Consider the following 25,405-nt stretch of genomic DNA (forward strand, 5'->3'; position numbering starts at 1 on the left):
GTGCTGTTCTGATGCCCGGCGAACCACTGCGGCTGGGTAACGAGTACGCCACCGTCGAGGTCTCCCTCGACGTGTCCGCGAACGGACCACGGGTGCGCATCGTCTCGGTCCGGGACGAGCTCGAGGTATTCCTCGACCCGGTCGCACTGGCCCTGCTCTGCCACGCCGACGACACCGTGTTCGCCCTGCTGGCCGACGAGGCCCGCGACCACGGCGCACTCGCCGACCTGCGCGCCCACCGCATCACGACCGACCGCCTCACCACCGACCGACCAGGAGGTAGCGCATGAGCGCGCCCAGCGGCATGTTCGTCACCACCGGCAGCTTCCGGACGCACTACATCGAGGACGGCGCCGGGGACCCGGTGATCCTGCTGCACGGCGGCGGCGCCGGAGCCGACAGCGTCTCCAACTGGCGCGACTGCCTGCCGCTGTTCGCCAAGCGGCGCCGGGCCATCGCGGTGGACATGGTCGGGTTCGGGCGCAGTGACAAGCCCGGCCCGGACGGCTTCACCTACAGCCAGCAGTCGCGCAACAGCCAGATCGTCGCCTTCATCGAGGCGCTGGGGCTGGAGCGGGTCAGCATCGTGGGCAACTCGATGGGCGGCGCGACCGCGCTCGGAGTGGCCATGACCCGGCCCGACCTGGTGGCCAACCTGGTGCTGATGGGTAGCGCGGGGGTGCCGCACGACGGCCCGCCGAACCCCGCCCTGGCGCCGCTGATGAACTACGACTTCACCCCGGAGGGCATGCGCCGGATCATCGAGGTGCTGGCCAACCCGGACTACCGGGCCAGCGACGACCAGGTCCGGTACCGCTACGAGCTGTCCGCCCAGCCGGACACCCGCGCCGCCTACGGGCGATCATGGGATGGGTCCGGGAGAACGGCTTCGGCTACACCCACGACGACATCCGGCGGGTCACCACGCGCACATTGGTGGTGAACGGGAAGCAGGACATGGTGGTGCCGATCTCGGACGCCTACACGTTCCTGGAGCTGCTGGAGAACTCCACCGGCTACCTCATCCCGAACTGCCGGCACTGGGCGATGATCGAGTACCCGGAGATCTTCTCCTCGGTGACCCTCGACTTCCTCGACTCCTACGGTGCGAAGACCCCCGGGCGGACGGCGTCATGACGATGTCCGCGGCGCGGCCCGGCGCCACCGACGGCGCGAGCGCGAGCAGCCCGGCGCGGTACGAGGACGCGGTCCTCGGCTTCCGCAACCACTGGTACCCGGCGATGTTCAGCTCGGATGTCAGGGAAACCGAGATCAAGACCCTCCGGGTACTGGGCGAGGACATTCTGCTCAAGCGCGTGGACGGTCGCGTTTACGGCGTGCGCGACGAATGCCTGCACCGTGGCTTCCAGCTGTCGAAGAAGCCGGAGTGCTTCACCAAGAACACCGTCACCTGCTGGTTCCACGGGTTCACCTACAACCTGGCCGACGGCGGTCTCGTCGGGATCCCCTCCGACCCGGACAGCAAGCTGATCGGCAAGCTGAAGCTGCGGTCCTACCCGATCGAGGAACACAAGGGGATGCTCTTCGTCTTCATCGGGGACATCGAGCCGCCGCCGCTGTCCGACGACCTGCCACCGGAGTTCCTGGCCGAGGACATGCACGTGGTGCCGTTCCACCAGCAGGAGGTGGCGTCGAACTGGCGCATCGCCGCCGACTCGGCCTCCGAGCTGAACCACACATTCATCCACAAACGGGACGCGCTGCTCGACTACTGGCGCCAGCCGCTGCCGTTCGCGGAGATCCCGCGCGGCAACAACCCGTACGAAGGCTGGATCCTGCACGAGGGGCCGGGCTTCAAGGGGTTCACCGACGCGTTCGGCGACGCCATCCCGGTGTTCGAGTACAAGTTCGAATGCGATGGTGAGGTCGGGGTGGTCCGGGCGGCCTACGACCCCGCCGTAGAGCCGGGCAGCGTCGCGTTCGGCAACATGGAGGCCACCCTGGCCCTGCCGTGCGGGCTGCGCATCGGCCCGTGGGGCGCCAACCCGGGCGATCCGGAGAGTGCGAACTACTGGCACTACGAGTGGTACGTCCCGGTCGACGAGACGCACCACCGCTACCTCATCGCGTGGGGCAGCAAGGTGGCGAACGCCGAGGAGGCGCTGCGGGTCGAGCACGACGTGCGCACCCGCTGGTCCTACCTGGAGTACGAGGGCTTCAACGCCAGCGACATCACCGCCAACGAGGGATCCCAGCGCGCCTACGCGGAGGACGGCTACGAGTTCGGTGAGAAGGAGAACCTGTCCCGGTCGGACGGGTACGTGCTCACCTGGCGCCGGATCGCCGCCAAGCACAACCGGGGCCTGCAGGTGCGCTACGGCGGGAAGAAGTAGCGGCCGATGGGGTGGCAGGTGCTCTGTCCAGCACGTGAGGTCGTGGCTGAGGAGATCAAGGAATGTGTGCTCGCCGACGGCACGAAGGCCGTCGCGGTGCGGGCCGCCGACGGGGAGGTGAAGGTGTTCCAAGGCACCTGCCCGCACCAGCGGCGAGCCCTCGCGGACGGCGACCTGTACGACAACGTGCTCACCTGCGCCGCGCACATGTGGGCCTTCGACGTGCGGACCGGCGACGGAGTGCAGGAGACCCCGTCGCGTCTTGCCGAGTACCCGAGCAAGATCGAGGACGGGCACGTCATGGTCGATCCGTCAGCTGTCGAACCAGTCGCCCTCTGGGCCTGAGCATCGCGGTGCTGGGCGCGGATTGGGCTGGATAGCGCACTGTGCTTGGCAGGCCTGTGCCGGGGGTCCACACTGCCTCGATGGACCCGACGCTGCCCCGGAGCCTGCTTGGCGGGCTCGTGTTGTTCGGGTTGCTCTCCGTGGTCGACGTGGTCATGACTTTTGTGCCGGTATCGCCGGGTGAGACCGGACCGCCGTTCGCGGCGGTTGTTCTCGGCTTGGTGCTCGGCATCGTGAGCCTGGGTCTGTTGTTCATCGTGGTGCTGCGGCGCAGTACGGCGGCTCTTCGGTGGCTGACCGGGTGCAGGGTGCTCTCCGCGCTGACCGGGTTGCCCGCCTTCTTCGTGGGCGGTGTGCCGTCCTGGGTGGCGGTGCTGGTGGCGATCTTCCTCGTTCTGACCTTGCTGGGCTGTGTCCTGGTTGCGCCGGGACTGCGACGGGTGCCCACGAAGGCGGTGTGACCCTCGGTCCGCCGGCGGCGGGCCGCCCGGGCCGATGAGCTCGGCCCGGGTCGGTTCATCCGTTGTTGCGCACCTTGCCGCTGATCAGCCCGGGCCGGCGCAGGCTGGGGTGCGTGCGTTCTGCCTGGTCCTCGCAGTCCCGGTGACAGGGTCGTGGGCTGTGCGCGGCCGGCATTGCGGTGTCGGAACCGGTCCAGGGACGCCCGAGGGGGTCGGGCCGTTGACCACCGGAGCAACTGCGTCAACCGGCGGGTTCGCCTCGCCAACCAGCGGTGCGGGGCCGGTGGCCGGAGCTCCGGCATCCGGAGTCGTGCCGGTTGCCGGGTCGGTCGTGGTCGGGTTGGTGATTGTGGGGTCGGCGGCGGGGTCGGTGGCAGCGGGGTCGGTCGTGGTCGGAGTGGTGGTTGTGGGGTCAGCGGTTGTGGGGTCGGTCGTTGTCGGACCGGTGGTCGCCGGGGCGTTGGCTGCTGGGGTGTCCGATGGCGCGACGGCGACAGCGGCAGCGGTGTTCGTGCCGACAGCGGGCGGTCCCTGGCCGGTGAGGCCCTGGCAGTTGAGGTTGGTCCAGGAGGCTGTGAGGCGCTGGGTCAGGAAGTCGAACAGGGTGGCGCCGGCGGCCGGATCCGGGGACGTGGCATTGGCCAGGAACTGCTGGGCCCCTGCCAGGCGGGCCGGAGCGACCTTCCCCAGGTTGGTGCAGTACGCCGCGCCGGTGTCCGCGGCGGCAGCCGGCCCCATGTTGACCCCCGCCCGGTAGAGGTTGGTCTTGGCGGTGTTGTTCTGGCCGTTGACCTGGGCCATCGGGTCGTTCGGAGGTACCAGGGCGACGGGTGCTCGCTGGCCGGCGGCGGCCTGCAGCTCGTTGAGCGCGAGTGCCGGGGTCAGGCTGTTTCCTCCCGAGATGTCCGGTGCGGTGAACGGCTGGCAGCCCAGGGCCGGGTCGATGAAGCGGTCGAGCAGCCCGTTGTCCGAGGCATTGGTGAGTACGGTCGCGCCGGCGAGCTGGGACTGGTTGGCGGGGGAGAACTGCGCGGTGCGCCCATCCGGGAGGGCCAGGTACTTGGTGTCCAGGTTGTCGCTCTGGTCCTGGTCGACCACGCTGAAGTCACGGGTGCTCGGGCAGGGTTGGCCGTCGCGGGCGGTGCCCAGGGCCGGCACCCGTAGCGAGCCGGCGCGGATCGCTGCCTTGGCCGCGGCGAAGAACGCCGGCGCGTTGCAGTAGGCGAACTGGCCGAACGGGGAGTTCGCTGTGCCGTTGACGCACTGGTTGCCGTTACCGCCGAGGAAGCGCAGCAGCAGGCGGTGCCGGTTGAAGCGCTTGGCGCGCAGGCTCAGTGTGTTGGCCTGGAAGCCGAACCACACTGCGACCGAGGCCCGGGGTGGCAGCGTCGGGCGCACCGGGGCCGCCGCCGGTTGGGTGCCGTCGTCGATCACCAGCGGGTGGTAGATGGAGATCTTGCCGGTCCCCGGGTCCAGGATCGCCGCCTCGACGAACGCCGACTGGTTGGCGTTCGCCTCGTGGCAGGCGCCGGCCGCCCCGTCGGTCGCGGTCAGCCGGTAGGGGGTGGCCAGCCCAACCGCGGTGAGCGGGGCGGGGGGCACGGCCAGGGTGCAGTTCTGGTTGACCGCGGCGTCGGCCGCGGGAGGCGGGGCCAGCGGGGTCGTGGGCGCCGCGGCAGCGGGATCGGTGGTGGGCGCCGTCGGGTCGGTAGTGGGCGCCGCGGCAGTGGTGGGCGCCGCGGGGTCGGTCGTGGGGGCTGCCGGGTCGGTGGTCGCGCTCGGCGGTGTTGGACCGGGGGCGGGTCGGGGGCCACGACCTCGGCGGGTCGGCTGCTGGGCGGACACCACAACCGGCTCCCGGCTCGACCTCCCTGTGCTCGTCCCGTAGCCGACGGTCCGAATGCCCGGTGCACGGGCCGCGACCCCGGTGGATACCAGGCACAGGCAGCCGAGCAGGACACCGACCAGGATCTGGCCGGTCCAGGGATGGCGAGTTCGGGGATGGGCCATGATGACCTCCGAAAGATGTGCGGTGTCAGGCCGGCGGGCCGGTGGGGATGCGGCCGAGGCGGGGGAGCGTGCCGTCCTGGGATGTCGCCCGGAACAGGCATCCACATCCGAGGACGGACGCTAGAGACCGTCACCGGCCGAGGTTGCGTTCCTGAGCGCACCGTCCGGCGACCAGCCGCCTCGACCCGACCAGCGGGGAGCAAAGCGACCAAACGTCTGCTGCCGAGCGGCTGTCCAGAGCAGCCCTACCTTCAGCAAACCTGAGCACCGGCTGGGTGTCCGCTGTCAGCCAACCGTTTGCCGCACGAACGTCTCCGCCCGACGTGAGACCACGATTGGCCCAAGCCGCTCAGATTTCTGTCCAGGGGAGGTCTGGGCGAGCAGACTCCTGGGTTGTGCGCGATCTCGGGCGGGGGCAGGCAGTGGTGCCGGTTGTCGCGTCGTCGTTCGTGGGTCGGGGCGGCGAGCTCAGCGCGGTCGAGCGGCTGGTGGGGCGGGAGCGGCTGGTCTCGGTTGTCGGCCCGGGGGGCAGTGGGAAAACTCGGCTGGTGAGCGAGGCGGTTCGGTGCGGCTCGTTCGAGCTGCACGGTTTCGTCGAGCTCGCTTCGGTCCGGCAGGGCGGTGCGCTGGCGCTGGCGGTGCTGGCCGGCTGCGGGTTCCGGGACGAGCCGGGACGCAGCCCCCTCGACCGGTTGCGAGACCGGTTGGGGCGGGCCGGTGGTCTGTTGGTGCTGGACAACTGCGAGCAGATCCGCGACGAGGTCGCCGCCCTGGTCGCCGTCCTGGTACGGGATTGCGAGGGACTGCGCGTACTGGTCACCAGCCGGGTCACGCTCGGGGTGGCCGGTGAGACGGTGCTGTCCATCGGCGGGCTGGACGGCGACGGCGAGGCCCCCGCGCTGTTCCTGGACCGGGCCCGCCGGGTTCAGCCCGGGCTGCCCACCGGGGCGGTCACCGACGCCGCCACGCGCAGGATCTGTCAGTTGGCCGACGGTCTCCCGCTGGCCATCGAGCTGGCCGCGACCCACGCCCGCGCGCTGCCCTTGGCTGATGTCGAGGCCGGGATGGCGCAGCGGCTGCGGTTCCTGGCCACCCGTGACCCGGGCGTGTTGCCCCAGCACCGTTCGCTGCTGTCCTCGATTGCCTGGAGTGCCGAGCTGGTGGGCGAGGGGGCGCGGCGGGTGCTGGCCGCGCTGTCGGTGTTCGCCGGCCGCTTCACCCTCGACGCCGCGCTGGCGGTCGCCGGTCCGGGCGGGCGGGCGGCGGTGGAGACGCTCGTGGATCACTGCCTGGTGCAGTTCGACGCCGGGGAGAGCCAGTACGTCCTGCTCGACACCATCCGCGACTTCGCGGCGACCGAGCTCGGGGACGCGGACAGCACACAACAGGCGCACGCCCGGCTGATCACGTGGGTGGCCGAGCTGGCCGGCTCGTCGAGCGTCGGTCTCGGGCGGGCCGAGCCACAGGCCTTGACCCGGGTGGCGCGGGACGACGCCGCGGTGCGCTCGGCACTGGCCAATGCCCTGGTCACCGGGGCAGGCCTGGACGTGGCCGCCGGGATCGTGGTCGACCTCGCCTTCGGCTGGTTCCTGCGCGGGCGCAGCGCCGAGGGCCGGAGCTGGGCGGAGCGGATCAGTGCCGCGCTGGGCTCCGTGCCGCCGGGGTTGGCCTGGGCGAACGCGTTCCTCACCACGTACTCCGGTGATCTCGAGGTCGGTTTCGGGCTGGCCCAGGCGGCCGCCCAGCAGGCCGCCGCCGCGGGAGCCACCGCCATCCGGGCGCGATCGCTGATCCTGGTCGGGATCGCGGAGCTGTTCGTGGATCCGGCGGCCGCGGAGCTGGTCCTCACCGAGGCTGTCGACCTCGCTGCCGGAGCCGGGGACGACTGGGGCCATGTCGAGGCGCTGCAGGCCCTGGCGTACACCCACCTGTTCCGGACCGATCACGCGGCGGCCCTGGGCTGCGCGGATGCGGCGCTGCCCGCGCTCGCCCGGTTGGGTCATGCCCAGCTGCGGGCCTGGGATGCCGCGATCCGGGCCGATGTGGCGGCACAGACCGGACACTTCGAGGAAGCGTGCACCTACGGGCGGGCCGCGATCAGTCTGGCGGTCGGGATCGGCGAACCGGTGAGCGCCAGCACCGTCCTGCCCCCCCTGGCGCGGGCGCTCTGCCAGCTCGGCCGTACTGATCAGGCGACCGAGCTGCTCACCGCACATGCGTCGTTCCTCGACGACCACCCCGGCATGATGGCCGCCGAGGCGCTCGGCCTGGCCGCGGCGGTCACCGCGGCGTGGGTCGACCCCACCACCGCGGCCGAGCGGATCGAGTTGGCGCTGGCCATCGCGGCGGCCTCGGGCGTGGAGTTGTTGGGGGGTGAGGCGGCGGTGATGCTCGCGGTCACCCGCCTCGCCGGCGGCGCCGCCGAGGCCGCGCACACAACGGCGGATGAGACGTTGAGGTGGGCCACCGCGCTCGGCAACCGGGAAACCGCCTGCGCCGCGACCCTGGTCCTCGGTGCGATCCGGCGCGCACTCGGGCAGGACGCGTCCGATGACGCCTACCGCGCGCTCACCGACGCCACCCGGGCCGGGTTGCGGCCGTTGGTGCCCGATGCGCTCGACCTCATCGCCGGGCTGGCCCTGGACGGCGGGCGGATCGTCGTCGCGGCGCGGCTGCACGCCGCGAGTCACCGGCTGCGCGGCGACCTGGGCTGCGTGCTGTCCCCGCTTGCCGCGCTGATGCGGGAGAAGGACGAACCGGCGGTGGCCGGTCGGCTGGAGGCCGTGGACCTGGCCGTCGCGCACCGGGAGGGCGCCGCACTCACCACCGCTCAGGCGGTCTCGTACGCGACGCGCTCCCGCGGCCGCCGCACCCGTCCCAGCTCCGGATGGGCCAGCCTCACCCCGACCGAGCTCGACGTCGTCAACCTGGCTGCAGCTGGATTGGGCAACCGAGCCATCGGCGACCAACTCCTGATCACCGAAGGCACGGTCCGCACCCACCTGCGGCACGTGTTCGCCAAACTGGCGGTGCGCACCCGCGCCGAGCTCGCGGCGGCCGCTGCCCGCCGGGAACTCTCTGCCGATCGGCAGATGTTCTCGTAGCCGATCGTGCCTAGCGTGTGCCGCCTATCGTCCTAACCGGTCAACTCGCCTTCGGGAGCACCCATGCGGTCAGCCACGCTTCTGTACACCACTACTGTCGCCGCCGTCGTGCTGATCTTTGTGGGCACGACAGCTCTGGGCGAGCCTCCGGGGCCCTCGGCCAGCGGCCAGGAGGTAGCCGACTGGTTCGTCGCCCATGGTGGGCAGGCGAGGATGTACGCCTGGTTGATGGTGTTGTTCGTGCCCGCCTTCGCCACCTTCATCGCCCTCGTCCGCGCCCGACTGCCCCGGCCGCACCGCGACGTGTTTGTCATCGGCGCGGTCGCCCTGATCGCCGAGACCACGGTCAGCACCTGGATCTGGGCAGGGCTGTCCTGGCACGCCGAGCAGCTGGAGCCCGCGACGGCGCGCACCTTGCTCGACGTGGCATCGTTCTGGGGCCCGGTGTTGAACAGCGTCACGATCACCATGCTGGCCCCGGTCGTCGTGCTGTCCTGGGGCCGGCGCGCCGTGCTGCCGCGGTGGCTGGGCGTCGTCGGAGCGGTCGCCCTGGCCGAACAGACGATCGAGACGGTCACGATCTTCGGGCAGACCGGGTTCATCGCGCCGGGTGGCCACATGAACGTCTACCTTGGCGCCGGCCTGGTCAGCATCTGGCTGCTGTGCCTCGGGATCACCCTTGCCAGGAGCTCACCCGCCGGCCAGCCCAGCACCCCGCCGGCCACCGCCGAGCCACAGGCAGTGACCAGCTAGCTGCTGGGGCCGGATCGGTGCGATCTCGGGCGGAACCGGTCCGCTGACAGCGGACGGGGTGGCTGGTAGAGCTCCCGCTGCAGTTTGATCTCGTCGATCACGGAGCTCAGGACCCTCGAGAGCAGCGTGATGCCGAGGATTGCGCCGAGGACGAGGTAGAACCACACGAAGAACTGCGAAACTCCGCTACCTCCGCGCAGCGTGCTCAGTGCGGTGGACAGCGTCGTCGACGTTGTCGAGGACGCGACCGGCGCCGCTGTCCGTCCGGCGGAACTCGAGATCAAGCCGGCCAGCCACCTGGCGCGCAGCGCGATCAGCGCCACGAAGACCAAGGGCGACATGCGCCAGCAGGTTGTCACGCCATGACGATGCCGTGCCGCGCGCTCCCCGTCCAGAGGCATCCGAGGGTTGGTCGGGCAGCGGCTGAAACAGTGGGCGCCCAATCCGCCGGCGGACCCACTGTCTCGGTTCCCACTTGAGCCGTATCAGCTAGCGGATACGGTCACCGTCGAAGCGCCCACCGTCACAGCGATCACGGTGCCAGTTCACGTGGCCACCGCCATCGCGGCACCGTTCCGGGCTGACGCCCCAGTCGCGGTCGTGGTCGCGGTGACCCCGGTCGCGGTCGCGGTCGCGGTTGTGGTCGCCCCGGTTGCGGTCGCCCCAGTTGTCGCCCCGGTTGTGCTTGCCGCCCCAGTTGCCGTCCCGGTTGTGGTCCGGACCCTTGCCGCCCCAGTTGCCGTCATTGCCGGGGCCGCGAGGCGGCTTCTGGTCGTCGTGGCGCGGGCCCGGGGGCTGGGGGATCAGGTGCGGCGGTTCGGCGCTCACGATCGAGGCCGTGCTACCTGTCGCCGTGGGCGTGGCCGCGAACGCCGTACCGGCGCCGCCGGCGATCAGCCCGATGGTCAGCCCGGCGGTAACCAGGGCCTTCGTAGTGGAAATCACTGCGACTCCTTTCGGAGGTTTGATTCACGATGGCCGTCAAAAATTCGGCCTCAGAGGTTCATCGAAAAATGGCGCATCCCGTTTCTTGGATCAAACTATTTCACTCTCCCGGCCTAGTCGAGATCATTCGACGAATCGGTCCTTCAGTCGTCTATTCGGCCCGTTCGTTTCCTCTTTTTTGGTGTTTTTGGCGAGGAGCATTCAGGCTAAGGGTCCGCGGGTCGCTTCGAGCCCATCCGTGCAGCTCCAGCCCACCTGAGCTGGGAAGATGTGCCGGATTGGCCGGTCGGTGACTCGATCGTCGGGAGGGCGTATGCCCTGAAAGACCGCCCGCGGCGTTGGCATCCGGCGTAACCAGCCGTATTCTCCCCGTCGAGGTGTCGACCGTGACGGCCGGTTCCCGCTGGGAGGTGGTCGGCGAGATGAACGCTGTTGTTGCCGCCGCCGCCCCACTGGTGGGCAGGGACGCCGAGCTACGGGCCCTGCGGACGGTTCTGCCCCGGGTGCTGGAGAACCAGGCCCAGGTCCTGGCCGTGTCCGGGCAGGCCGGGGTCGGCAAGTCGCGGCTTGCCCAGGAGTGCCTGGCGGTGGCGCGGGATCGCGGCTTTCTGCCGTTGGCCGGCGCCGGCGGTGCCCTGCAGCAAGATCTGGCGTACGCACCGCTGGTCGAGGCGTTGCGGCCGCTCGTGTGCGCGCCGGCGGGGCCCGGTAGGTCGGCGCTGGTCGAGGGCTTGCCGGACCTGGGGCGGCTGTTCGGCGACCTGTCCTTGCCACCGAGTCCGGAGCTTCGCGATCCCGGGCTGGAACGCACCCGCATGTTCGAGTCGGTGTGTCGGCTGCTGGAGCGGGCGTCGGCCCGGCAGCCGGTGGTGCTGCTGCTCGACGACGCGCACTGGGCCGACCGGGGCTCCCTGGCCCTGCTCCACTACCTCGTCCGCGGCCTGGCCGGCCGTCCGGTCCTGGCGATCCTCACCTACCGCGACGACGAGGCCGATGCCGCACTGGGTGAGCTGCTCGCCGGCCTGCGGCGTGCCGGGGCGCTCACGGAACTGCCGCTCACGGGCCTGAGCGATGAGGCCGTCGGGCTGCTGGCGCACAACCTGCTCGACGGGGCGGTCCCCGCCGGGCTCCTGGACGTTCTCACCTCGCGTTCGGGCGGTCTGCCGCTGTTCGTCGATGCACTGGTCGGATCGTTCGTCGAGAGTGGAGCGCTGTACCGGTACGAGGGGCTGTGGGCGTTGGCCCCCGAGCACGCCGAGGCGGTACCCGCGGCCGTGAGCGCGTTGGTGGAGTCGAGGGTCCGACGGCTGCCCGGGGATGCCCGCCAGGTGCTGGACCTGCTCGCCGTGTGCGGTACGCGGGCCGACCACGCCCTGCTCGAGCAGCTCATGCCGGGTGCGGGTCTGCTGGTGGTCTCTCCGCCCTGCGGGCCGATGGCGTCGTGGTGGAGGAGGTCATCGACGGCCGGATCCGGTACCGGGTGACGCATGCCCTGCTCTGCGAGGTGGCTTACGACCTGCTACCGCTCGTGGTGCGCCGCCGTCGGCACGCCGATGTCGCTCGAGCGGTGCAGGACTCCGCACCGGAGCAGCGCGGGCTGCTCGCCACGCATGTACGCAGGGCGGGCGACGAGGTCGACGCCGGCTACGCCTTCGACGTCCTGGTCGCAGCGGCGGACGACGCGCTGGCCCGCCGGGCCGGTGACGAGGTGCTGGCCGACGTCCGTGCGGCCCTCGACCTGACCGCAACGCTCGACAGGCCGGACGCGGTGGCCGGCCTGCACGACCGGCTCGCGCAGGGTTACGGGCTGGTCGGCGATCAGGAGCGGGCGGTGTCGGCGTGGTTGGCCGCGGCGGCCGCCCGCGACGACGGTGTCGGACGGGCCGAGCGATTGCAGCGCGCCGCACAGCTCGAGGTGGAGGTCGGGCGCTATCGGGAGGGCCGCTGCCACGTCAGTGAGGCTGAGGCGCAACTGACGCGGGTGCCGCCCGGCCCGGTGCATGTCTCGCTGGCGCTGACGCGCATGCACATCGCACTGAGGTCGGAGGACTCCGCCGAGATCGGCGCCGTGACCGCCGACCTGGAGCAGCTGCGGCAGCGGTTCGAATCGCCTCAGGCCTGGTTCGGGGTGCACACCGGTCGATTGCAGGTCGCCGGCATGGCCGGGCGTTACGCGGAGGGCCGGGTACACCTGACGGCGTTGCTGCGGCTGGTGAGTGAGCTCCCCGACGAGCTCGGCGAGTCTGCGCGCCGCCCGGGTTTCTTCGTCGAGCTCGGTTGGGGCGATCTGGCGTCGGCGAGCCGGCTGGCGCGGGATGCACTGGACTGCGCCCGGCGTACCGGGGTACCCACGCTCGAACGGTCACCACGGACCAATCTGGGGATCGCGGCCTTCTTCGCCGGCGACTGGGCGGAGACGCTGCGGCAGGCCCGCGACGTCATCGACCTCGGTCAGCGGGTCGGGCCGCCGCGAGCGACCGCGTCGGGGTTGGCGCTGCGCGGACTGGTACTGCTGCGGCGGGGCCAGCCGGTCGAGGCGATGCGGTGCGCGGTGCGGGCACGTGAGGCACTGGAACGCGCGTCGGCGGTGGATCGTCATGGCCTGGCGCCGATCGAGCTGGTGGAAGCATGGGCGGCGTTGGCCATGGGTGAGGTGGCCACGGCGGCGGTACGGGCCGAGGACAGCCTGCGCCGGGCCAGCACACTGCAGGTCACCGCCCTGTCGGCCCTTGCCGAGGCGCGGATCGCCCTCGGGGACCTGCCAGCGGCCGCCGCGACCGCGCGCGCACTGGCGGCTCTGGGGCCGGGTGCGCCGTACCCCGGCGCGCTGGCCGCCTGGATTCACGGCCGGGTGGACCGCGACGAGACGCTGTTACGCCGCGCCGGCGACGAGCTGGCGGCGCTCGGGTTCGTCTACGAGGCCGCGGTGGCCCGCCTCGATCTCGCCGAGTTGGCCGCGACGCGGGCCGCCCCCTGGGACAGTGCGCTCGACGAATCCCTGCGGGCGCTGGAGCGACTGGGCGCGCAGTCGCTCCTCGACCGGGGTCGGCGGCTGATGCGCCGCCTCGGGCAGCGTCCACCCGCGCCGCGCCGGCAACCCCGTGCCGGTGGGTTGAGCGCCCGCGAGGAGCAGGTCGCCCGCCTCGTCGCGCGGGGGCTGTCCAACCCCGAGATCGCGGCACAGCTGTACCTGAGCATCCGCACGGTCACCACCCACCTGCAGAACAGCTACGCCCGCCTGGGGCTCACGTCCCGGACCGCGCTGACCCGTTACGTGCTGGAGGAGCTGCCACCGGATACGTATGCCGGCCGCGGAAATACGTAAGGCGACCGATGCCACGCCGGCCACGTGGGGCGCCAGGCTTGCGGCAACCAGCACCGGAGGTCGTCGCTATGACCGTTCAACTCAGCACCGACGGGACGCAGAACCGCGGGATCGAGCCGATCCCGTTGTCGGTGGACCCGCCGGAGGGTTTCTGGATCCGCGAGGCCAGTCATGCGCCGCTGCCGTGGACGGCCTTCACCCGCGCTGTCGGGAGGAAGGCCATCTGCGTCGGGACCCAGCGGATGTGCGCCGAGTTCGGTGCTCTGTTCGAGACGCTCGAGTTCCGGGAGATCGGCGGCTGGGAGTACGCGCGACTCGTCCCCTTGGGTGGCAAGGAGCCGCCGGCACTCCCGACCTGGCTGGTCCCGCTCGCCTTCCGGCTCGTGCCGGCACTGCGCCGACGCATCCGGGCGAGCGTCGCCGCGCTGCGGTCCGACGTCCCGGGCGCGTTGTTGCGCCGCTGGGCCCAGGAGTGGCGCCCCGATCTCATCGGACGGATCGCGGAGCTGCGTGCGGTCGACCTCGCCGCCTTGGACGACGCGCGGCTCGACGAACACCTGGGTGACGCGCTCGCATTGACCGAGCACGGCCTGCTTGTCCACTTCCGGCTCCACGGCCCCCTCGCGATCGCGCTCGGCGAGCTGGCCTTCACCTGCCGGGACCTGTTCGGGTGGGACGAGGCGAAGGTCTTCGAGCTGCTCGCCGGCACGTCCGAGACGTCCACCGCGCCGGCACGCGCGCTGGCCGCGCTCGCCGCCGGCCTCGCCGACCGACCGGCGGTGCGCCGGCTGCTGGAGGGCGGCGCACCGGCGCGGGCGGTGCTCGCCGCCGACGAACAGTTCGCCGCCGAGTTCGAGAGCTACCAGCGGGAGTACGGCCACCGGGCGCTCAGCTACGAGATCGCCGATCCCTGCCTGGACGATGGGCCCGACCTGGCGCTGGCGCTGATCCGCGACCAGCTCGCCACCGGCTTCGACCTCGCCGCCGCCGACGAGGCGAATCGGGCGCGGCGGACGAACGTCCGGGCCGAGGCGCTGCGCCTGCTCGACGGGCAGAGCCCCGCGCGGCGGCAACGGTTCGACCGGGCGCTGGACCGGGCGCTGCTGGCCTACCCGGTCCGGGAGGACAACGAGTTCTTCACGTTCAGCGCGCCGATCGCCCTCACCCATCGGGCCGCGCGGGAGATCGGCCGGCGGCTGGCCGCCGCGGGACTGCTCGACGACCCCGGCGACGCCTTCCACCTCGCACCGGCACGGCTCCGGGCCGCCCTGCGGGAGCGCCTCGACTGCCGGACCCAGACCAGGCGGAGGATCGGCGAGCGGGCCTGGACTCTCGCCCACCCCGGCCCCCCGTCCTACGGCTGCCCACCCGGTCCGCCACCACCGCTGTCGGCGCTGCCCGCCGAGGCCCGGCTGGTCAACGAAGCCCTGCTCTGGACCTTCGAGCACGCCTTCGGCGCGCAGGCGATCGCCGGCCACCGTCCGATCGAGCCCCACTCCGGCGCGACCGAGCTCTCCGGAGTCGCGGCTGCCGCGGGCAGCTACACCGGCCCGGCCCGGATCATCCGAGGCGAGAGCGAGTTCCACCGGCTCGAGCCGGGTGACGTGCTCGTCTGCCCGGCCACCTCCCCGGTGTGGTCGGTGCTGTTCGCCAGCATCGGCGCACTGGTCGCCGACGGCGGTGGTCTGCTCTCCCACCAGGCGATCATCGCCCGGGAGTACGGCCTGCCGGCGGTGGTCGGCACCCACGACGGCACGGTCCGGCTGATCGACGGGCAGATCGTCACCGTCGACGGCACCGGGGGCGTCGTGCGGGTCGTCCGATGAGCGCGGACCTCATCCCGGTCGCCGTCGAGCGCGCGGACCAGCGACTCGTCCGGCTGGGCAACATCGTCGAGGCGGCCGCCGCGTTCCACACCGCAACCCGCCTCGGCGTGCTCGATCTCCTGCGTGCGGCACCGGCCGGCGCCGACGAGGTCGCCCGGCACTGCGCCACGGCGCCGGGCCCGACGCAGCTGCTCCTGGACGCGCTCGATGCGCTGGGCGTGCTCCGGCGACAGTCCGACGGCAGGTACGCGGCCACCCACGAGGCGAGCTGGTGCACCATCCTGGCCGCCGGCTGGTCGCACCTCGACGAGGTCGTTCGGTCCGGGCTGCCGCATCTCGCGGGGGACACCCCGGCCGGGGCGGCCGAGCTCTATCCCGAGGTCGTGGCCACACTGTCCCGGCTGTTCGCCCCGGCGGTGGAGCGTGCGGCCGAGTTGCTGGCTCCGGTCGGGGGTGAGGTGCTCGATGTCGGCGCCGGCGCGGCGCCGTGGAGCATCGCGCTCGCCCGGACCGACGCGCGAGTCCGGGTGACCGCCGTGGACGTGCCGGACGTACTGCGCAGCACCCGCCGGGCGGTCGAGGCGGCCGGGCTGACCGGCCGGTTCCGGTTCTCCGCCGGTGACATTTTCACCGTCGACCTGCCGGCGGCGGCCTACGACCTGATCCTGCTCGGCAACGTCTGCCACCTCTTCGGCCCGGACGCGAACCGGGTTCTGCTAGGGCGGCTGCGGCCCGCACTGCGTCCCGGCGGAACGCTCGCCATCGTCGACGCGCTGCCCGCCGAGGATCCCGCGCAACGCTGGTACCTGGGCCTGTACGCCCTCGGGCTGCGGCTGCGCACCGCGGCCGGCGCGGTGTACCCGCTGGAGCGCTACGCCAGCTGGACCGAGGAGGCCGGCTACCGGGGCCTCTCGGCGGTCTCGCTGTCCGAGCAACCCGCGTTGGCTCTGCTCACCTGCACCGCGCCCGGTCGGTGACGATGTTGCTCAGCGGGGTCGGCGCAGGTCAGCGGAGCCGCCGTCGCCGGAGCTGAATACCACGCTGTCCCCGGCGACCAGCGGCACCTGCCCGTCGCGGGTGAGCTGGTCACCGTTCAGCGCCGCCACCACCTGCCGGTCCAAGGTGAGTCCGACCCCGCTCGCGGCCTCATCCAGCGTTGCCGCCCGGACCGGGCGCGGGCCCCGCCGACCGTCGCCGGCCAACGCGCCGAAACACTGCACGGTGATCTCCGCCGGCGGGCGTGCGTGTGCCTCCGCGTAGTCCTCCGGGGTGTTGATGTTCACCACCGAGTCCAGCTTCGGGTCGTAGCGGGCCAGCGCGGCGTCCGCGAGCAGCTCCGTGTCCTCGAGCTGCAGGACCTGGCAGTGCTTGAACAACATGCCCGGGCGGAGGTTGCCCTCGGCGACCAGATCCGTGATCAGCCTGGCCAGCGAGGTCCGGTAGCCGGCGGCCAGTGGCTGTCGGAAACCACGCGCGACCGGTAGCACCAGGTCGACATCCGGCACCGTCAGCCCGCGCAGCACGCGCAGCACGTACGCGGTGTGCAGGAACCGGTGGAGCAGACGAACGCCGTGGCCGCGCGGTCGGCGACCGCGGCCAGCCCGGCGGCGATCCCCTGCATCGGGCCGAGCCCCTCGACCGGATCCTGCACAACGGCGACCCCGGCCGGTAGCGCCGGCAGCAGCTGGCCCGGGCGCACCCACGACGACGACCGGGCCACCCACCGTGCGGGCCACCAGCGAGACCGTCCGGTACAACAACGTCGAGCCGCGCCACTCCAGGCCGGACTTCGGGGTGCCCATGCGCGAGGAGCGCCCACCCGCGAGTACGACGCCCGCGGCGGTATCGGCACCGGTCTGCATTACGGCGACACTAGCCCGGTCGTTGGCTCCGCGGACCTCGGACCGAGGAGCCGGGAATGCCGGGCGGCGGCCGGGGAGGTACGTTGCCGTTTCGTACCCGGGTCTTCGCGAGGACACCGTTGCAACGTTTGACCCGGCGGCACGTCAGGTCGATGCGAGTGGGCGTTGCTCGGCTACACGCGACCACAACCCACCGTGAGGAGAGGACCTCCCTAGTGTCGGTCACCGCGCAACCGAGTACCTCGACGGCTTCCCGCCGCCGGGGCACCGCGACGTTCCTGCGCCAGGCGCTGCGCAGCCAGGCGAGCATCGGCGCGATCGCGCCCACCTCCGCGATCGTGGCCCGGCAGATGGCAGGGCTCATCTCACCCGACCGCGATCTGACCGTGGTCGAGCTCGGTGCCGGCACCGGCGCGATCAGCGCGGCGGTCGGGCCGCGCCTCGCTCCCCGGTCGCGGCACCTCGCGGTGGAGCGTGAACCGCACCTGTTGGCCGTGCTGGAGCAGGTCGCGCCCTGGGCCGACCGGGTACTGGGCGACGCGTGCGAGCTGGGCGACCGGCTGGCCGAGCTGGACGTCTTCCAGGCCGACGTCGTGCTCAGCTCGCTGCCGTGGGGCAACTTCCCGGCGGATCTGCAGCAACGCATCCTCGCCCAGGTCACCCGGGTGCTGGCCCGGGACGGGGTGTTCGCCGCCATCGCCTACCGGCCGACCAGGCTGGCGCCGCGCTCGCGCGCCTTCCGCTCGACGCTGCACGAGACCTTCGGCGAGGTGGTGACCAGCTCCACGCTGTGGGCCAACCTGCCGCCCGCCCGGCTCTACGTCTGCCGCCGCCCGCTGCCGAAGACCGGTGCCGCCATTCCGGGGCCGGCTGCGTGATCAATCTGTTACCGGAAGTCTGAAACGGCTGGGGCTGCTGGGTCGACTGAACAGGTGGCGACCGCGTGGTCGTCCCGGCGAGCCGCCGTCGAACCCCCCCAAGGCGGCGGATCGTCTGCTCTGGCGGGCACCCCCCGACCGTCAGTCGACCACGCGGTCGCCGCTCTCGTGCGGGCTTACCGCGGCGCGGGTACGACGGCGGCCACCAGTCGGTGCACGGTCTCCTCGAGCGCACCGGTCCCGGTGACCACCAGGTGCGGGTTCTCCGGCTCCTCGTAGTTCTGCCCGACGCCGGTCATGTCCGGCAGCGTGCCGGCCCGCGCCCGCGCGTAGAGCCCCTTCGGGTCGCGCCGCGAGCACACCGCGAACGGCGTGTTGACCCAGACCTCCAGGAAGTCGCCGTCGTCGAACAGCCCGCGCGCGGCTTCCCGGTCACCGCGGAACGGCGACACCAGCGCGACGATCACCACGAGCCCGGCGTCGAACAGCAGTCGCGCCACCTCGGCGACCCGACGGACGTTCTCGGTCCGGTCGGCGGGGGCGAATCCGAGATCGGAGTTCAGCCCGCTCCGCACATTGTCTCCGTCGAGAACGTAGGTGTGCAGGCCGAGTTCGAACAGGCGGCGGTCCAGGGCGTCGGCAATGGTGGACTTGCCGGCTCCGGGCAACCTGGTGAGCCACAGGACGCGCGCCTGTTGGCCCTTCAGTCGACTCCGTGCATCGCGGTCCACGGCATAACCCTGCTCCGTGACGGGGCGCGTGCCGACCCTGTCCATTTCCGCTGGCATGTATTCCTATCAATCGGGCGGTCGAGATTCTCAGCGGATTCGATACGTTCCACGTAGGGCTTTCGCGGCCAGGTAATGGCGGCGTAGCTGCCGCAGTGCGGCGTTTCGCTGGCTGATCCGGATGGCCCTGCGGCGCCACCCGGGCTGTCGTTGCGGGGCGTGGTCACTGGCCCAATGCAGCATGCCGACCAGCGCGTGGACGGCGGTGTCGAGCAGTTCGACATCGCTGACATCGTCCGGGTGCCGTCCCGCGTCCGGCGCCGCCGGTGGGACGAGGTCCGTCAGGTCGCCAATGATCTGATAATCCCGTCGGCTGATGGTGTCAACCATCTGTCGGGACCGCTGACGGACCCAGTCAGATTCACTGTCGGGCAGCCGTAGGGGAGTGCTCGATTCACGTCCACCCATTACCGAGAGGGCCAGGAAGTCTTTCACCAGTACGTCATAGGCTGGCCACTCGAGAGTGTCCCCCATGAGGACGTTGAGCCGCCGGAGCAGATTTGTCTCGGCAATTCCCATGGACCGGTTGGACTCAACTGGCTCCTCGAGCGCGCACGTATTCGCGCCGATACCGGTCGCCCGGCTGAAGCGTGCCCACAACTCGCCGGCCGGTGCGCCGCTCGGCGGCACGGTCACCAGGTGGACCCGGTCGCCGGGGAGCTCGGTGGTCCAGGTGTCGAGTACCCGGGGAACGTCCTGCATCCGCCAGAAGAGGTTGGCGAGATAGTGCGCCGCGGGGCCGGGCGCGGACAGCTCGCGGGTGAACTCGGCGAAGGTGAGTACCTGGCGGTTCTTGATGTCTTCCTGCCACACGGCGGGGAGCTGGCGGGCCAGGTCGCGAGCGGTGAGCACGACGTGTACGTCTGCCCAGGACAGGTGCTCGAGTGCGGTACGCGCCACCGGCCCGTCGACCATGCTGAACAGCTCGTGGGACAGCACCACGTCACCGCGCCAGGCCCTGGCCTGGCCGACCAGCCGCTCCCAGGCGCCGGGGACCGCCGGGTTGAGATGCTCCTGGAAATTCGAGCGCTGCAGATCCATCACCGCGTGGAACTGCGCGTCCTTGCTCAGTCCCGGATAGAGCACGCCGGCTCGGCGGAGCGCGTCCCTGTTATTCCATAACACGTCCTGCAGATACGTGGTTCCGGTCTTCGGCGCCCCGACGTGGAGATAAACCCGCGGTCGGCGCGTGCTTACCTCTGACACAGTCGGCAGATTCCAATAGGCGTCGGACGACGCGGGTGCATCGGGAGCTCCCTCCAACACTAAGAAGGCCCTCAGGGTGACCCGGGCACGCTACCAAACCGTCCGATCCGACGCCGAACGTGGAATGGCCCGATACGGTTGAGGTCGAGGGTGTAGGGGCGACGGACGTGACCCGAGATCGAATGAGTGCTTAGCGCAGTGTTCTTGGAGTCAGATATCCGAAATATGTGCGTAACTTATGAGGATCTTCCAGGCAGCTCAGGCCGCCTACGCTGCGTCACGACACAGCGGATTCCTGTCGAGATTTCCACCGTCTGGACGAACACTGGCGAGAATCTCACACCGTCCGCAATAAAACCTTACCGATTTACTGGAGATGGAGCGGCCGGGAGATCCGTGCCCTGACTCGACCCCATCGTGTCGCCGGCTCAGGGGCTGTCGCTACCCGCCGGGACGGCGAGCCCGACGTCGCCGCCGATGTCCTCCTGTCCGGCGGCAGCCAGTACCGCGTCCAGCAGTTCGGGGTACCGGGAGTCGATGTCATCGCGGCGCAGCCGGACGAAGCAGCGGGTGCCTTCCTCGCGGGTCCAGGTGAGTCCGGCGGCACGCAGTACCCGAAGGTGGTGGCTCAGCGGGGACTTGGCCACCTGCGCGGGGTGGGCGCGGCGCGGCGCCCGGGGTGAGCGGGTTTCCGCGCCTGCGAGGTTCGCCGGTCGCCCGCCGGTGTTCGGCCGCGCCGCGGCACTGGCGGTACGCTGATGGTCGCGTCCGACACGACTTACCGACTTGCTGTGCCCGAATTCGGGCAGGATATTGCCGCAACGGGCCGTGCGATGCCAAACTCGGCAATCGTGAGCGCTCTCGCCGGCCCGGCTGTCGCACAGGACGAGCTGATCCGGCACGTGGTGACATCCACCGGGTTGGCTCCGGAGACCGCCGTCCGACTGGTCGCCGATGTACTCGCCTACTTCGGTGAGACCACCGAGCAGTTCGTTCGGCGGCGGCATTCCGAGCTGCACCGGCGCGGTCACGGCAACGCCGCGATCTGGCCGGTCATCGCCGGTGAGCTGGCGGAACGGCGGGTGGTCGCGGCGAGGCTGTCCGAGCGGCAGCTGCGGCGGGTCGTGTACGGCTGAGGTTCTGTCGGGTCGTCGGGTTCTGAACGATTGAGCCTGGTTCGGCTGAGATTTTGTACTTTGTGCGGTGGAGAGGGACCTATGTGTGGAATCGTCGGCTACATCGGCCATCGGCAGGCCGCCCCGGTACTGCTGGAAGGGTTGCGCCGGCTGGAGTACCGCGGCTACGACTCGGCGGGCCTCGCGCTCGCGGCGAGACGCCGGCTGAAGGTGCACAAGACGGCCGGGCGGGTCGAGGACCTGCGCAGGCTGGTCGATGACGCCGCCCCGGGCGCGGTCGGCATCGCGCACACCCGGTGGGCCACCCACGGCGAGGTGACCGACGTCAACGCGCACCCGCACCTCGACGCGTCCGGCCGGTTCGCGGTGGTCCACAACGGGATCGTGGAGAACGCCGACCGGCTGCGCGCCCAGCTGATCGCCGACGGCGTGGAGCTGGTGTCCGACACCGACACCGAGGCGCTGGTACACCTGATCGCCGCGCGGGCCGAGCACACCGACACGCTCGAGGGCGCGGTGCGCTCCGCGCTGGCCTCCGTCGAGGGCACCTACGGCCTGGTGGTGCTCGACTCGCAGCGCCCCGACGAGCTGGTCGTCGCGCGCAACGGCAGCCCGCTCGTGCTGGGTATCGGCGAGGGGGAGACCTTCGTCGCCTCCGACGTCGCCGCGCTGGTCCGGCACACCCAGCGCGTGGTCTACCTGGAGGACGGCGAGATCGCCACGGTGCGGGCCGACGACTTCCGCACCAGCGGGCGCGCCGAGACGGTCGAGCTGTCCGACGAGGACTACCAGCTCGGCCAGTTCGAGGACTTCATGCGCAAGGAGATGGCCGAGCAGCCCGAGGCGGTCCGCCGGGCCCTGCGCGGTCGGCTCGACTTCCGGTTCAACACGACCCACCTCGGCGGCCTGCGGCTGGACCCCCGCGAGCTGCGCGCGGTGCGCCGGGTGAAGTTCATCGGCTGCGGGTCCGCGTACTACGCAGGGCAGCTCGGTGCGACGCTGGTCGAGGAGCTGGCCCGGATGCCCGCGGACGCCGAGCCGGCCTCGGAGTTCCGCTACCGCAACCCGGTGGTCGACTCCGACACCCTGTACGTGGCGATCAGCCAGTCCGGCGAGACGCTGGACACGTTGGCCGCTGTGCAGGAGCTCAAGCGCAAGGGCGGCAACGTCATCGGCGTGGTGAACGTGGTCGGCAGCGCGGTCGCCAGGGAGTGCGGCAGCGGGGTGTTCCTGCACGCCGGGCCCGAGGTCTCGGTCGCCTCGACCAAGGCGGTCACCAACATGACGGTGACCTTTGCGATGCTCGCGCTGCTGCTCGGGCGGGTCCGCGACCTGTCGGCGGCGCAGGGCGAGCGGCTGGTCGCGGCGTTGCAGGCGTTGCCGGACCAGATCGAGGAGGTGCTGCGGACCAACGACGAGGTGGCCGTTGTGGCCAGCAAGTTCGCCACCGCCGAGCACATGTTCTTCGTCGGCCGGGTGCGGGCCTGGCCGGTGGCCCGTGAAGGCGCGCAGAAGCTGAAGGAGATCTCCTATCTCCATGCCGAGGCGTACCAGGCCGCCGAGCTCAAGCACGGCCCGCTCGCGCTGATCAACCCGGCGATGCCCAGCGTGGTGGTCGTGCCGGACGACGAGCTGCTGGCCAAGAACATCTCGACGATCGAGCAGATCAAGGCCCGCGGTGGCCCGGTGATCGCGGTGACCAACGCGACGCTGCCGGCCGGGCTGGTCGACGCCGAGCTGCGGGTGCCGGTCAACTCCCCGGAGCTGGACCCGATCCTGCTGACCATCCCGCTGCAGATGTTCGCCTACCACGTGGCCAACGCGCTGGGCCGCGACATCGACAAGCCGCGCAACCTGGCCAAGAGCGTCACGGTGGAGTGAGCACGGAGTGAGCACGGAGTGAGCACGGAGTGAGCACGGAGTGAGCGGCGGCGTCCGGGTGCGGCGTGGCGGGCGCGACGGCCGAGGATGGCCGCTGTGATCGAGGACCTGAGCCTGCGCCAGCTGTCCTACTTCGTGGCGGCCGCCGAGACCGGCACGATGACGGCGGCCGCCACCGCGCTGCACGTGTCCCAGTCGGCGGTATCGCTCGGGTTGGCCGACCTGGAGCGCCAGCTCGGTGTCCAGCTGGTGCTGCGCCGCCGGGCCAAGGGGCTGACCCTGACAGCGGCCGGCCGGGAGCTGATCGGGCCGGCGCGGGCGTTGTTGCGGCTGGCCGAGGAACTGCGCGCCGGCGCCGGCGACCTGGGTACCGCGCTGCGCGGCCGGCTGGTGATCGGCTGTTTCCAGACCATCGGGCCGTTCGTGATGCCGGCGCTGCTGGACAGTTTCCAGGAGGCGCACCCCGGCGTGGAGCTGGACTTCGTGGAGGGGTCGCTGGTCGAGCTGCAGGCGATGCTGCTGGACGGCGAGTGCGAGGTGGCGCTGCTCTACGACATGGACCTGAGCCCGGCGGTGCACCGGGAGACGGTCTACCTGACGTCCCCGCACGTGCTGCTCGCCCCGGCGCACCCCTTGGCCGCCCGCTCCGAGATCCACCTCAGCGAGCTCGCCGACCACGACATGATCATGCTCGACTTCCCGCCGAGCGAGCACCACTTCAGCCTGCTGTTGGCGGCGGCCGGGGTGGTGCCCCGGGTGCGGCACCGGACGGTGAACTTCGAGATGGTCCGCTCCCTGGTCGCCCGCGGCCACGGGTTCTCGCTGCTCATCCAGGAGCCCTCGGTCGGGGTCAGCTACGAGGGCCGGCCGCTGGTCGTCCGCCCGCTGGCCGACAGCGTCGAGCCCACGGCGGTTGTGTTGGCCTGGCCGTCCGCCGCGCCACCCACCCGGCGCGCCCGTGCCTTCGCCGACCACTGCCATCAGACACTCCGCCACGGCCCACCCTGACCTGCACCCCCGTACCGCCGTACCGCCATACCGCCGCGGATCGTTCCGGCGAGTCGGGGCTCTCAGCACCCTGAGTCGGGGTTCTCAGCACACTTGAGCAGCGTTCCTGGGTGTGCTGAGGCTCCCGACTCGATGTGCTGAGAGCCCCGACTCGCGGGGGTTTTGGGGGCGGTCACGGGGTATGAGGTTTGCTTATGTGAAACCTCAGGACTGTGCGCTTTACAGTGATTGTGGTCCAGGTCATGCTCGAGGTCGGCGATCGAGGGAGCTGCCGATGACCGCGCCGTCCGCCCGTCCGGCACACGCGAGCTTCAACCCGTTCGACGCGGCCTATCTCGCCGATCCGTACCCCCAGCTGGCCGAGTCTCCGGCCGCGTTCTACGCCCCCGAGCTGGACATGTGGGTACTCACCCGGTTCGACGACCTCGACGCGGTGTTCCGTGACCCGGTGACGTACTCCGCCTCCATCGTCCAGGATCCGCTGTTCCCGCTGAGCCAGGCGGCCCGCGCCGAGCTCGGACCGGACTTCCCGCTGCCCAGGACGATGTCCAACGCCGACCCGCCGGATCACAGCCGGATCCGCCGGATCAACCTGCAGGCGTTCTCCGCCCGGCGCACCGCCGCGCTGGAGCCCCGGGTCCGGGTGGCCGCCGCCGAGCTGATCGACGCGCTGCCGACCACCGGGTCGTTCGACCTCGTCGCCGGCCTGAGCCACCCGCTGCCGGCGTTCATGATCTTCGCTTTGATCGGGTTCCCGGCGGCTGACACCGAGCTGCTGAAGAGCTGGTGTGGAGACCGGATGGCGTTCTCCTGGGGGCACCCTGAGCCGGCCGAGCAACTCGAGATCGCTGGCAAGATGCGCCGCTACTGGGAGTACTGCACGCGGTTCGTGGCCGGTCGGATCGCCGAGCCGTGCGACGACTTCACCAGCGACCTGGTGCGGATCCACCTCGCGGACCCCGGCCAGCTCTCGCCATTGGAGATCACCAGCATCGCCTACGGGCTGAGCTTCGCCGGCCACGAGACGACGACCAACCTGACCAGCAACGCGATCCGCCGGCTGCTGGAGAACCGCGACCAGTGGGACGCACTGTGCGCCGACCCCGCGCTGATCCCGAACGCGGTGGAGGAGGTGCTCCGCTACGACACCAGCGTGATCGCCTGGCGGCGGCGCACCACCCGGGCCGTCCGGGTCGGCGACACCGACATCCCGGCCGGCGCGCGGCTGCTGTTGATGCTCGGTAGTGCCGGGCGCGACGCGGCGAGGTTCCCCGACCCGGAGCGGTTCGACGTGCACCGCGAGGACGCCGGCCGGCACCTGGCGTTCGGCAAGGGCATCCACTTCTGCCTCGGCGCGCCGCTGGCCCGGATGGAGGTCCGGATCGTGCTCGAGCTGCTCACCGCGGCTGCGCCCGACCTCGAGCTGGTGGGAGATCAGCGCCTCGACTTCCCACCGAACGTCTCGTTCCGGGGGCCCAGTCAGCTGTGGCTGCGCCGCGGCGCTCGGGCCTAGAGGCGAGCAG

25 protein-coding genes and 1 pseudogene are annotated in these 25,405 nt (G+C 71.2%); 17 read left to right on the top strand and 9 right to left on the bottom strand.

Going from position 1 to position 25,405, the window contains the following annotated elements:
- Positions 1-11 precede the first annotated feature (11 nt).
- From ACTXG6_RS06900 to ACTXG6_RS06925, 6 genes are all read left to right on the top strand, one after another.
- Positions 12-290, top strand: coding sequence for a hypothetical protein (locus ACTXG6_RS06900; RefSeq protein ID WP_445186925.1), 279 nt, complete (start codon positions 12-14; stop codon positions 288-290).
- The gene (locus ACTXG6_RS06905; RefSeq protein ID WP_445186926.1) at positions 287-943 is read left to right on the top strand and encodes an alpha/beta fold hydrolase; all 657 of its coding nucleotides are present in this window, start codon (positions 287-289) and stop codon (positions 941-943) included. Before ACTXG6_RS06900 ends, ACTXG6_RS06905 begins: the two co-directional genes overlap by 4 nt.
- The gene (locus tag ACTXG6_RS06910; RefSeq protein WP_445186927.1) at positions 940-1,137 is read left to right on the top strand and encodes an alpha/beta fold hydrolase; all 198 of its coding nucleotides are present in this window, start codon (positions 940-942) and stop codon (positions 1,135-1,137) included. The genes ACTXG6_RS06905 and ACTXG6_RS06910 overlap by 4 nt, the downstream gene beginning before the upstream one ends.
- Positions 1,134-2,354 carry a Rieske 2Fe-2S domain-containing protein gene (locus tag ACTXG6_RS06915; protein ID WP_445186928.1) on the top strand — a complete coding sequence of 407 codons (1,221 nt, stop codon included), beginning with the start codon at positions 1,134-1,136 and terminating at the stop codon, positions 2,352-2,354. The genes ACTXG6_RS06910 and ACTXG6_RS06915 overlap by 4 nt, the downstream gene beginning before the upstream one ends.
- A 6-nt stretch (positions 2,355-2,360) precedes the next feature.
- Positions 2,361-2,699 (top strand): Rieske 2Fe-2S domain-containing protein, encoded by a 339-nt coding sequence (locus tag ACTXG6_RS06920; protein WP_445186929.1) that lies wholly within the window; start codon positions 2,361-2,363, stop codon positions 2,697-2,699.
- Positions 2,700-2,779: 80 nt separating this feature from the next.
- Positions 2,780-3,160: a hypothetical protein gene (locus ACTXG6_RS06925; RefSeq protein WP_445186930.1), complete on the top strand. Its 381-nt coding sequence runs from the start codon at positions 2,780-2,782 to the stop codon at positions 3,158-3,160.
- 84 nt (positions 3,161-3,244) lie between these two features.
- Here the strand turns inward: ACTXG6_RS06925 and ACTXG6_RS06930 are convergent, their stop codons facing one another.
- Positions 3,245-5,170 (bottom strand): hypothetical protein, encoded by a 1,926-nt coding sequence (locus tag ACTXG6_RS06930; RefSeq protein ID WP_445186931.1) that lies wholly within the window; start codon positions 5,168-5,170, stop codon positions 3,245-3,247.
- Positions 5,171-5,595: 425 nt separating this feature from the next.
- Here ACTXG6_RS06930 and ACTXG6_RS06935 point away from each other — a divergent pair, with 425 nt between their 5' ends.
- Together ACTXG6_RS06935 and ACTXG6_RS06940 are read left to right on the top strand one after the other, a co-directional pair.
- The gene (locus ACTXG6_RS06935) at positions 5,596-8,274 is read left to right on the top strand and encodes a helix-turn-helix transcriptional regulator (RefSeq protein WP_445186932.1); all 2,679 of its coding nucleotides are present in this window, start codon (positions 5,596-5,598) and stop codon (positions 8,272-8,274) included.
- Positions 8,275-8,337: 63 nt separating this feature from the next.
- Positions 8,338-9,027, top strand: coding sequence for a hypothetical protein (locus tag ACTXG6_RS06940; RefSeq protein WP_445186933.1), 690 nt, complete (start codon positions 8,338-8,340; stop codon positions 9,025-9,027).
- On the opposite strand, the gene ACTXG6_RS06945 is transcribed toward ACTXG6_RS06940, so the two are convergent.
- Both ACTXG6_RS06945 and ACTXG6_RS06950 read right to left on the bottom strand, forming a co-directional pair.
- On the bottom strand, positions 9,024-9,368 hold the full coding sequence (locus ACTXG6_RS06945) for a hypothetical protein (protein ID WP_445186934.1): 345 nt from the start codon (positions 9,366-9,368) through the stop codon (positions 9,024-9,026). The two genes, ACTXG6_RS06940 and ACTXG6_RS06945, sit on opposite strands and share 4 nt — an antisense overlap.
- Before the next feature lie 148 nt (positions 9,369-9,516).
- Positions 9,517-9,972 carry a hypothetical protein gene (locus ACTXG6_RS06950; RefSeq protein ID WP_445186935.1) on the bottom strand — a complete coding sequence of 152 codons (456 nt, stop codon included), beginning with the start codon at positions 9,970-9,972 and terminating at the stop codon, positions 9,517-9,519.
- A 386-nt stretch (positions 9,973-10,358) separates the two neighbouring features.
- Between ACTXG6_RS06950 and ACTXG6_RS06955 the strand changes: the two genes are divergently transcribed.
- The 4 genes from ACTXG6_RS06955 (at position 10,359) to ACTXG6_RS06970 (ending at position 16,100) form a co-directional block, all read left to right on the top strand.
- Positions 10,359-11,456 carry an ATP-binding protein gene (locus ACTXG6_RS06955; protein WP_445186936.1) on the top strand — a complete coding sequence of 366 codons (1,098 nt, stop codon included), beginning with the start codon at positions 10,359-10,361 and terminating at the stop codon, positions 11,454-11,456.
- Positions 11,414-13,297 (top strand): LuxR C-terminal-related transcriptional regulator, encoded by a 1,884-nt coding sequence (locus tag ACTXG6_RS06960; RefSeq protein ID WP_445186937.1) that lies wholly within the window; start codon positions 11,414-11,416, stop codon positions 13,295-13,297. Before ACTXG6_RS06955 ends, ACTXG6_RS06960 begins: the two co-directional genes overlap by 43 nt.
- A gap of 68 nt (positions 13,298-13,365) precedes the next feature.
- Positions 13,366-15,123 carry a PEP-utilizing enzyme gene (locus ACTXG6_RS06965; protein WP_445186938.1) on the top strand — a complete coding sequence of 586 codons (1,758 nt, stop codon included), beginning with the start codon at positions 13,366-13,368 and terminating at the stop codon, positions 15,121-15,123.
- On the top strand, positions 15,120-16,100 hold the full coding sequence (locus ACTXG6_RS06970) for a methyltransferase (RefSeq protein WP_445186939.1): 981 nt from the start codon (positions 15,120-15,122) through the stop codon (positions 16,098-16,100). Before ACTXG6_RS06965 ends, ACTXG6_RS06970 begins: the two co-directional genes overlap by 4 nt.
- Positions 16,101-16,109: 9 nt before the next feature.
- Here the strand turns inward: ACTXG6_RS06970 and mobA (ACTXG6_RS06975) are convergent, their stop codons facing one another.
- From mobA (ACTXG6_RS06975) to mobA (ACTXG6_RS06985), 3 genes and pseudogenes are all read right to left on the bottom strand, one after another.
- On the bottom strand, positions 16,110-16,646 hold the full coding sequence (mobA, locus tag ACTXG6_RS06975) for a molybdenum cofactor guanylyltransferase (protein ID WP_445190348.1): 537 nt from the start codon (positions 16,644-16,646) through the stop codon (positions 16,110-16,112).
- Positions 16,631-16,843 carry a hypothetical protein gene (locus tag ACTXG6_RS06980; protein WP_445190349.1) on the bottom strand — a complete coding sequence of 71 codons (213 nt, stop codon included), beginning with the start codon at positions 16,841-16,843 and terminating at the stop codon, positions 16,631-16,633. Before ACTXG6_RS06980 ends, mobA (ACTXG6_RS06975) begins: the two co-directional genes overlap by 16 nt.
- Before the next feature lie 22 nt (positions 16,844-16,865).
- Positions 16,866-16,985, bottom strand: a pseudogene (gene mobA / locus ACTXG6_RS06985) (molybdenum cofactor guanylyltransferase); the annotation flags it as partial.
- A gap of 215 nt (positions 16,986-17,200) precedes the next feature.
- Between mobA (ACTXG6_RS06985) and ACTXG6_RS06990 the strand changes: the two are divergent.
- Complete coding sequence (locus ACTXG6_RS06990; protein WP_445186940.1) at positions 17,201-17,863, top strand: class I SAM-dependent methyltransferase; 663 nt, start codon at positions 17,201-17,203, stop codon at positions 17,861-17,863.
- Between the two features lie 176 nt (positions 17,864-18,039).
- Here the strand turns inward: ACTXG6_RS06990 and cysC are convergent, their stop codons facing one another.
- The 3 genes from cysC to ACTXG6_RS07005 all read right to left on the bottom strand — a co-directional run bounded on the left by cysC (position 18,040) and on the right by ACTXG6_RS07005 (position 20,504).
- Positions 18,040-18,594, bottom strand: a complete 555-nt coding sequence (gene cysC, locus ACTXG6_RS06995; protein WP_445186941.1) for an adenylyl-sulfate kinase — start codon at positions 18,592-18,594, stop codon at positions 18,040-18,042.
- 87 nt (positions 18,595-18,681) lie between these two features.
- The gene (locus ACTXG6_RS07000; RefSeq protein ID WP_445186942.1) at positions 18,682-19,737 is read right to left on the bottom strand and encodes a hypothetical protein; all 1,056 of its coding nucleotides are present in this window, start codon (positions 19,735-19,737) and stop codon (positions 18,682-18,684) included.
- A gap of 548 nt (positions 19,738-20,285) precedes the next feature.
- Entirely contained in the window at positions 20,286-20,504 is a 219-nt protein-coding gene (locus ACTXG6_RS07005) for an ArsR/SmtB family transcription factor (protein WP_445186943.1), read from the bottom strand.
- 204 nt (positions 20,505-20,708) lie between these two features.
- Between ACTXG6_RS07005 and ACTXG6_RS07010 the strand changes: the two genes are divergently transcribed.
- The 4 genes from ACTXG6_RS07010 to ACTXG6_RS07025 all read left to right on the top strand — a co-directional run bounded on the left by ACTXG6_RS07010 (position 20,709) and on the right by ACTXG6_RS07025 (position 25,395).
- Positions 20,709-20,993: a hypothetical protein gene (locus ACTXG6_RS07010; RefSeq protein ID WP_445186944.1), complete on the top strand. Its 285-nt coding sequence runs from the start codon at positions 20,709-20,711 to the stop codon at positions 20,991-20,993.
- 81 nt (positions 20,994-21,074) lie between these two features.
- Entirely contained in the window at positions 21,075-22,874 is a 1,800-nt protein-coding gene (glmS, locus tag ACTXG6_RS07015; protein ID WP_445186945.1) for a glutamine--fructose-6-phosphate transaminase (isomerizing), read from the top strand.
- A 96-nt stretch (positions 22,875-22,970) separates the two neighbouring features.
- A complete protein-coding gene (locus ACTXG6_RS07020; RefSeq protein ID WP_445186946.1) occupies positions 22,971-23,882 on the top strand; it encodes a LysR family transcriptional regulator in 912 nt (303 codons plus the stop codon).
- Positions 23,883-24,156: 274 nt separating this feature from the next.
- Positions 24,157-25,395 (top strand): cytochrome P450, encoded by a 1,239-nt coding sequence (locus ACTXG6_RS07025; protein ID WP_445186947.1) that lies wholly within the window; start codon positions 24,157-24,159, stop codon positions 25,393-25,395.
- The last annotated feature ends 10 nt before the right edge of the window (positions 25,396-25,405 follow it).

Source organism: Pseudonocardia sp. Cha107L01, assembly GCF_052566575.1.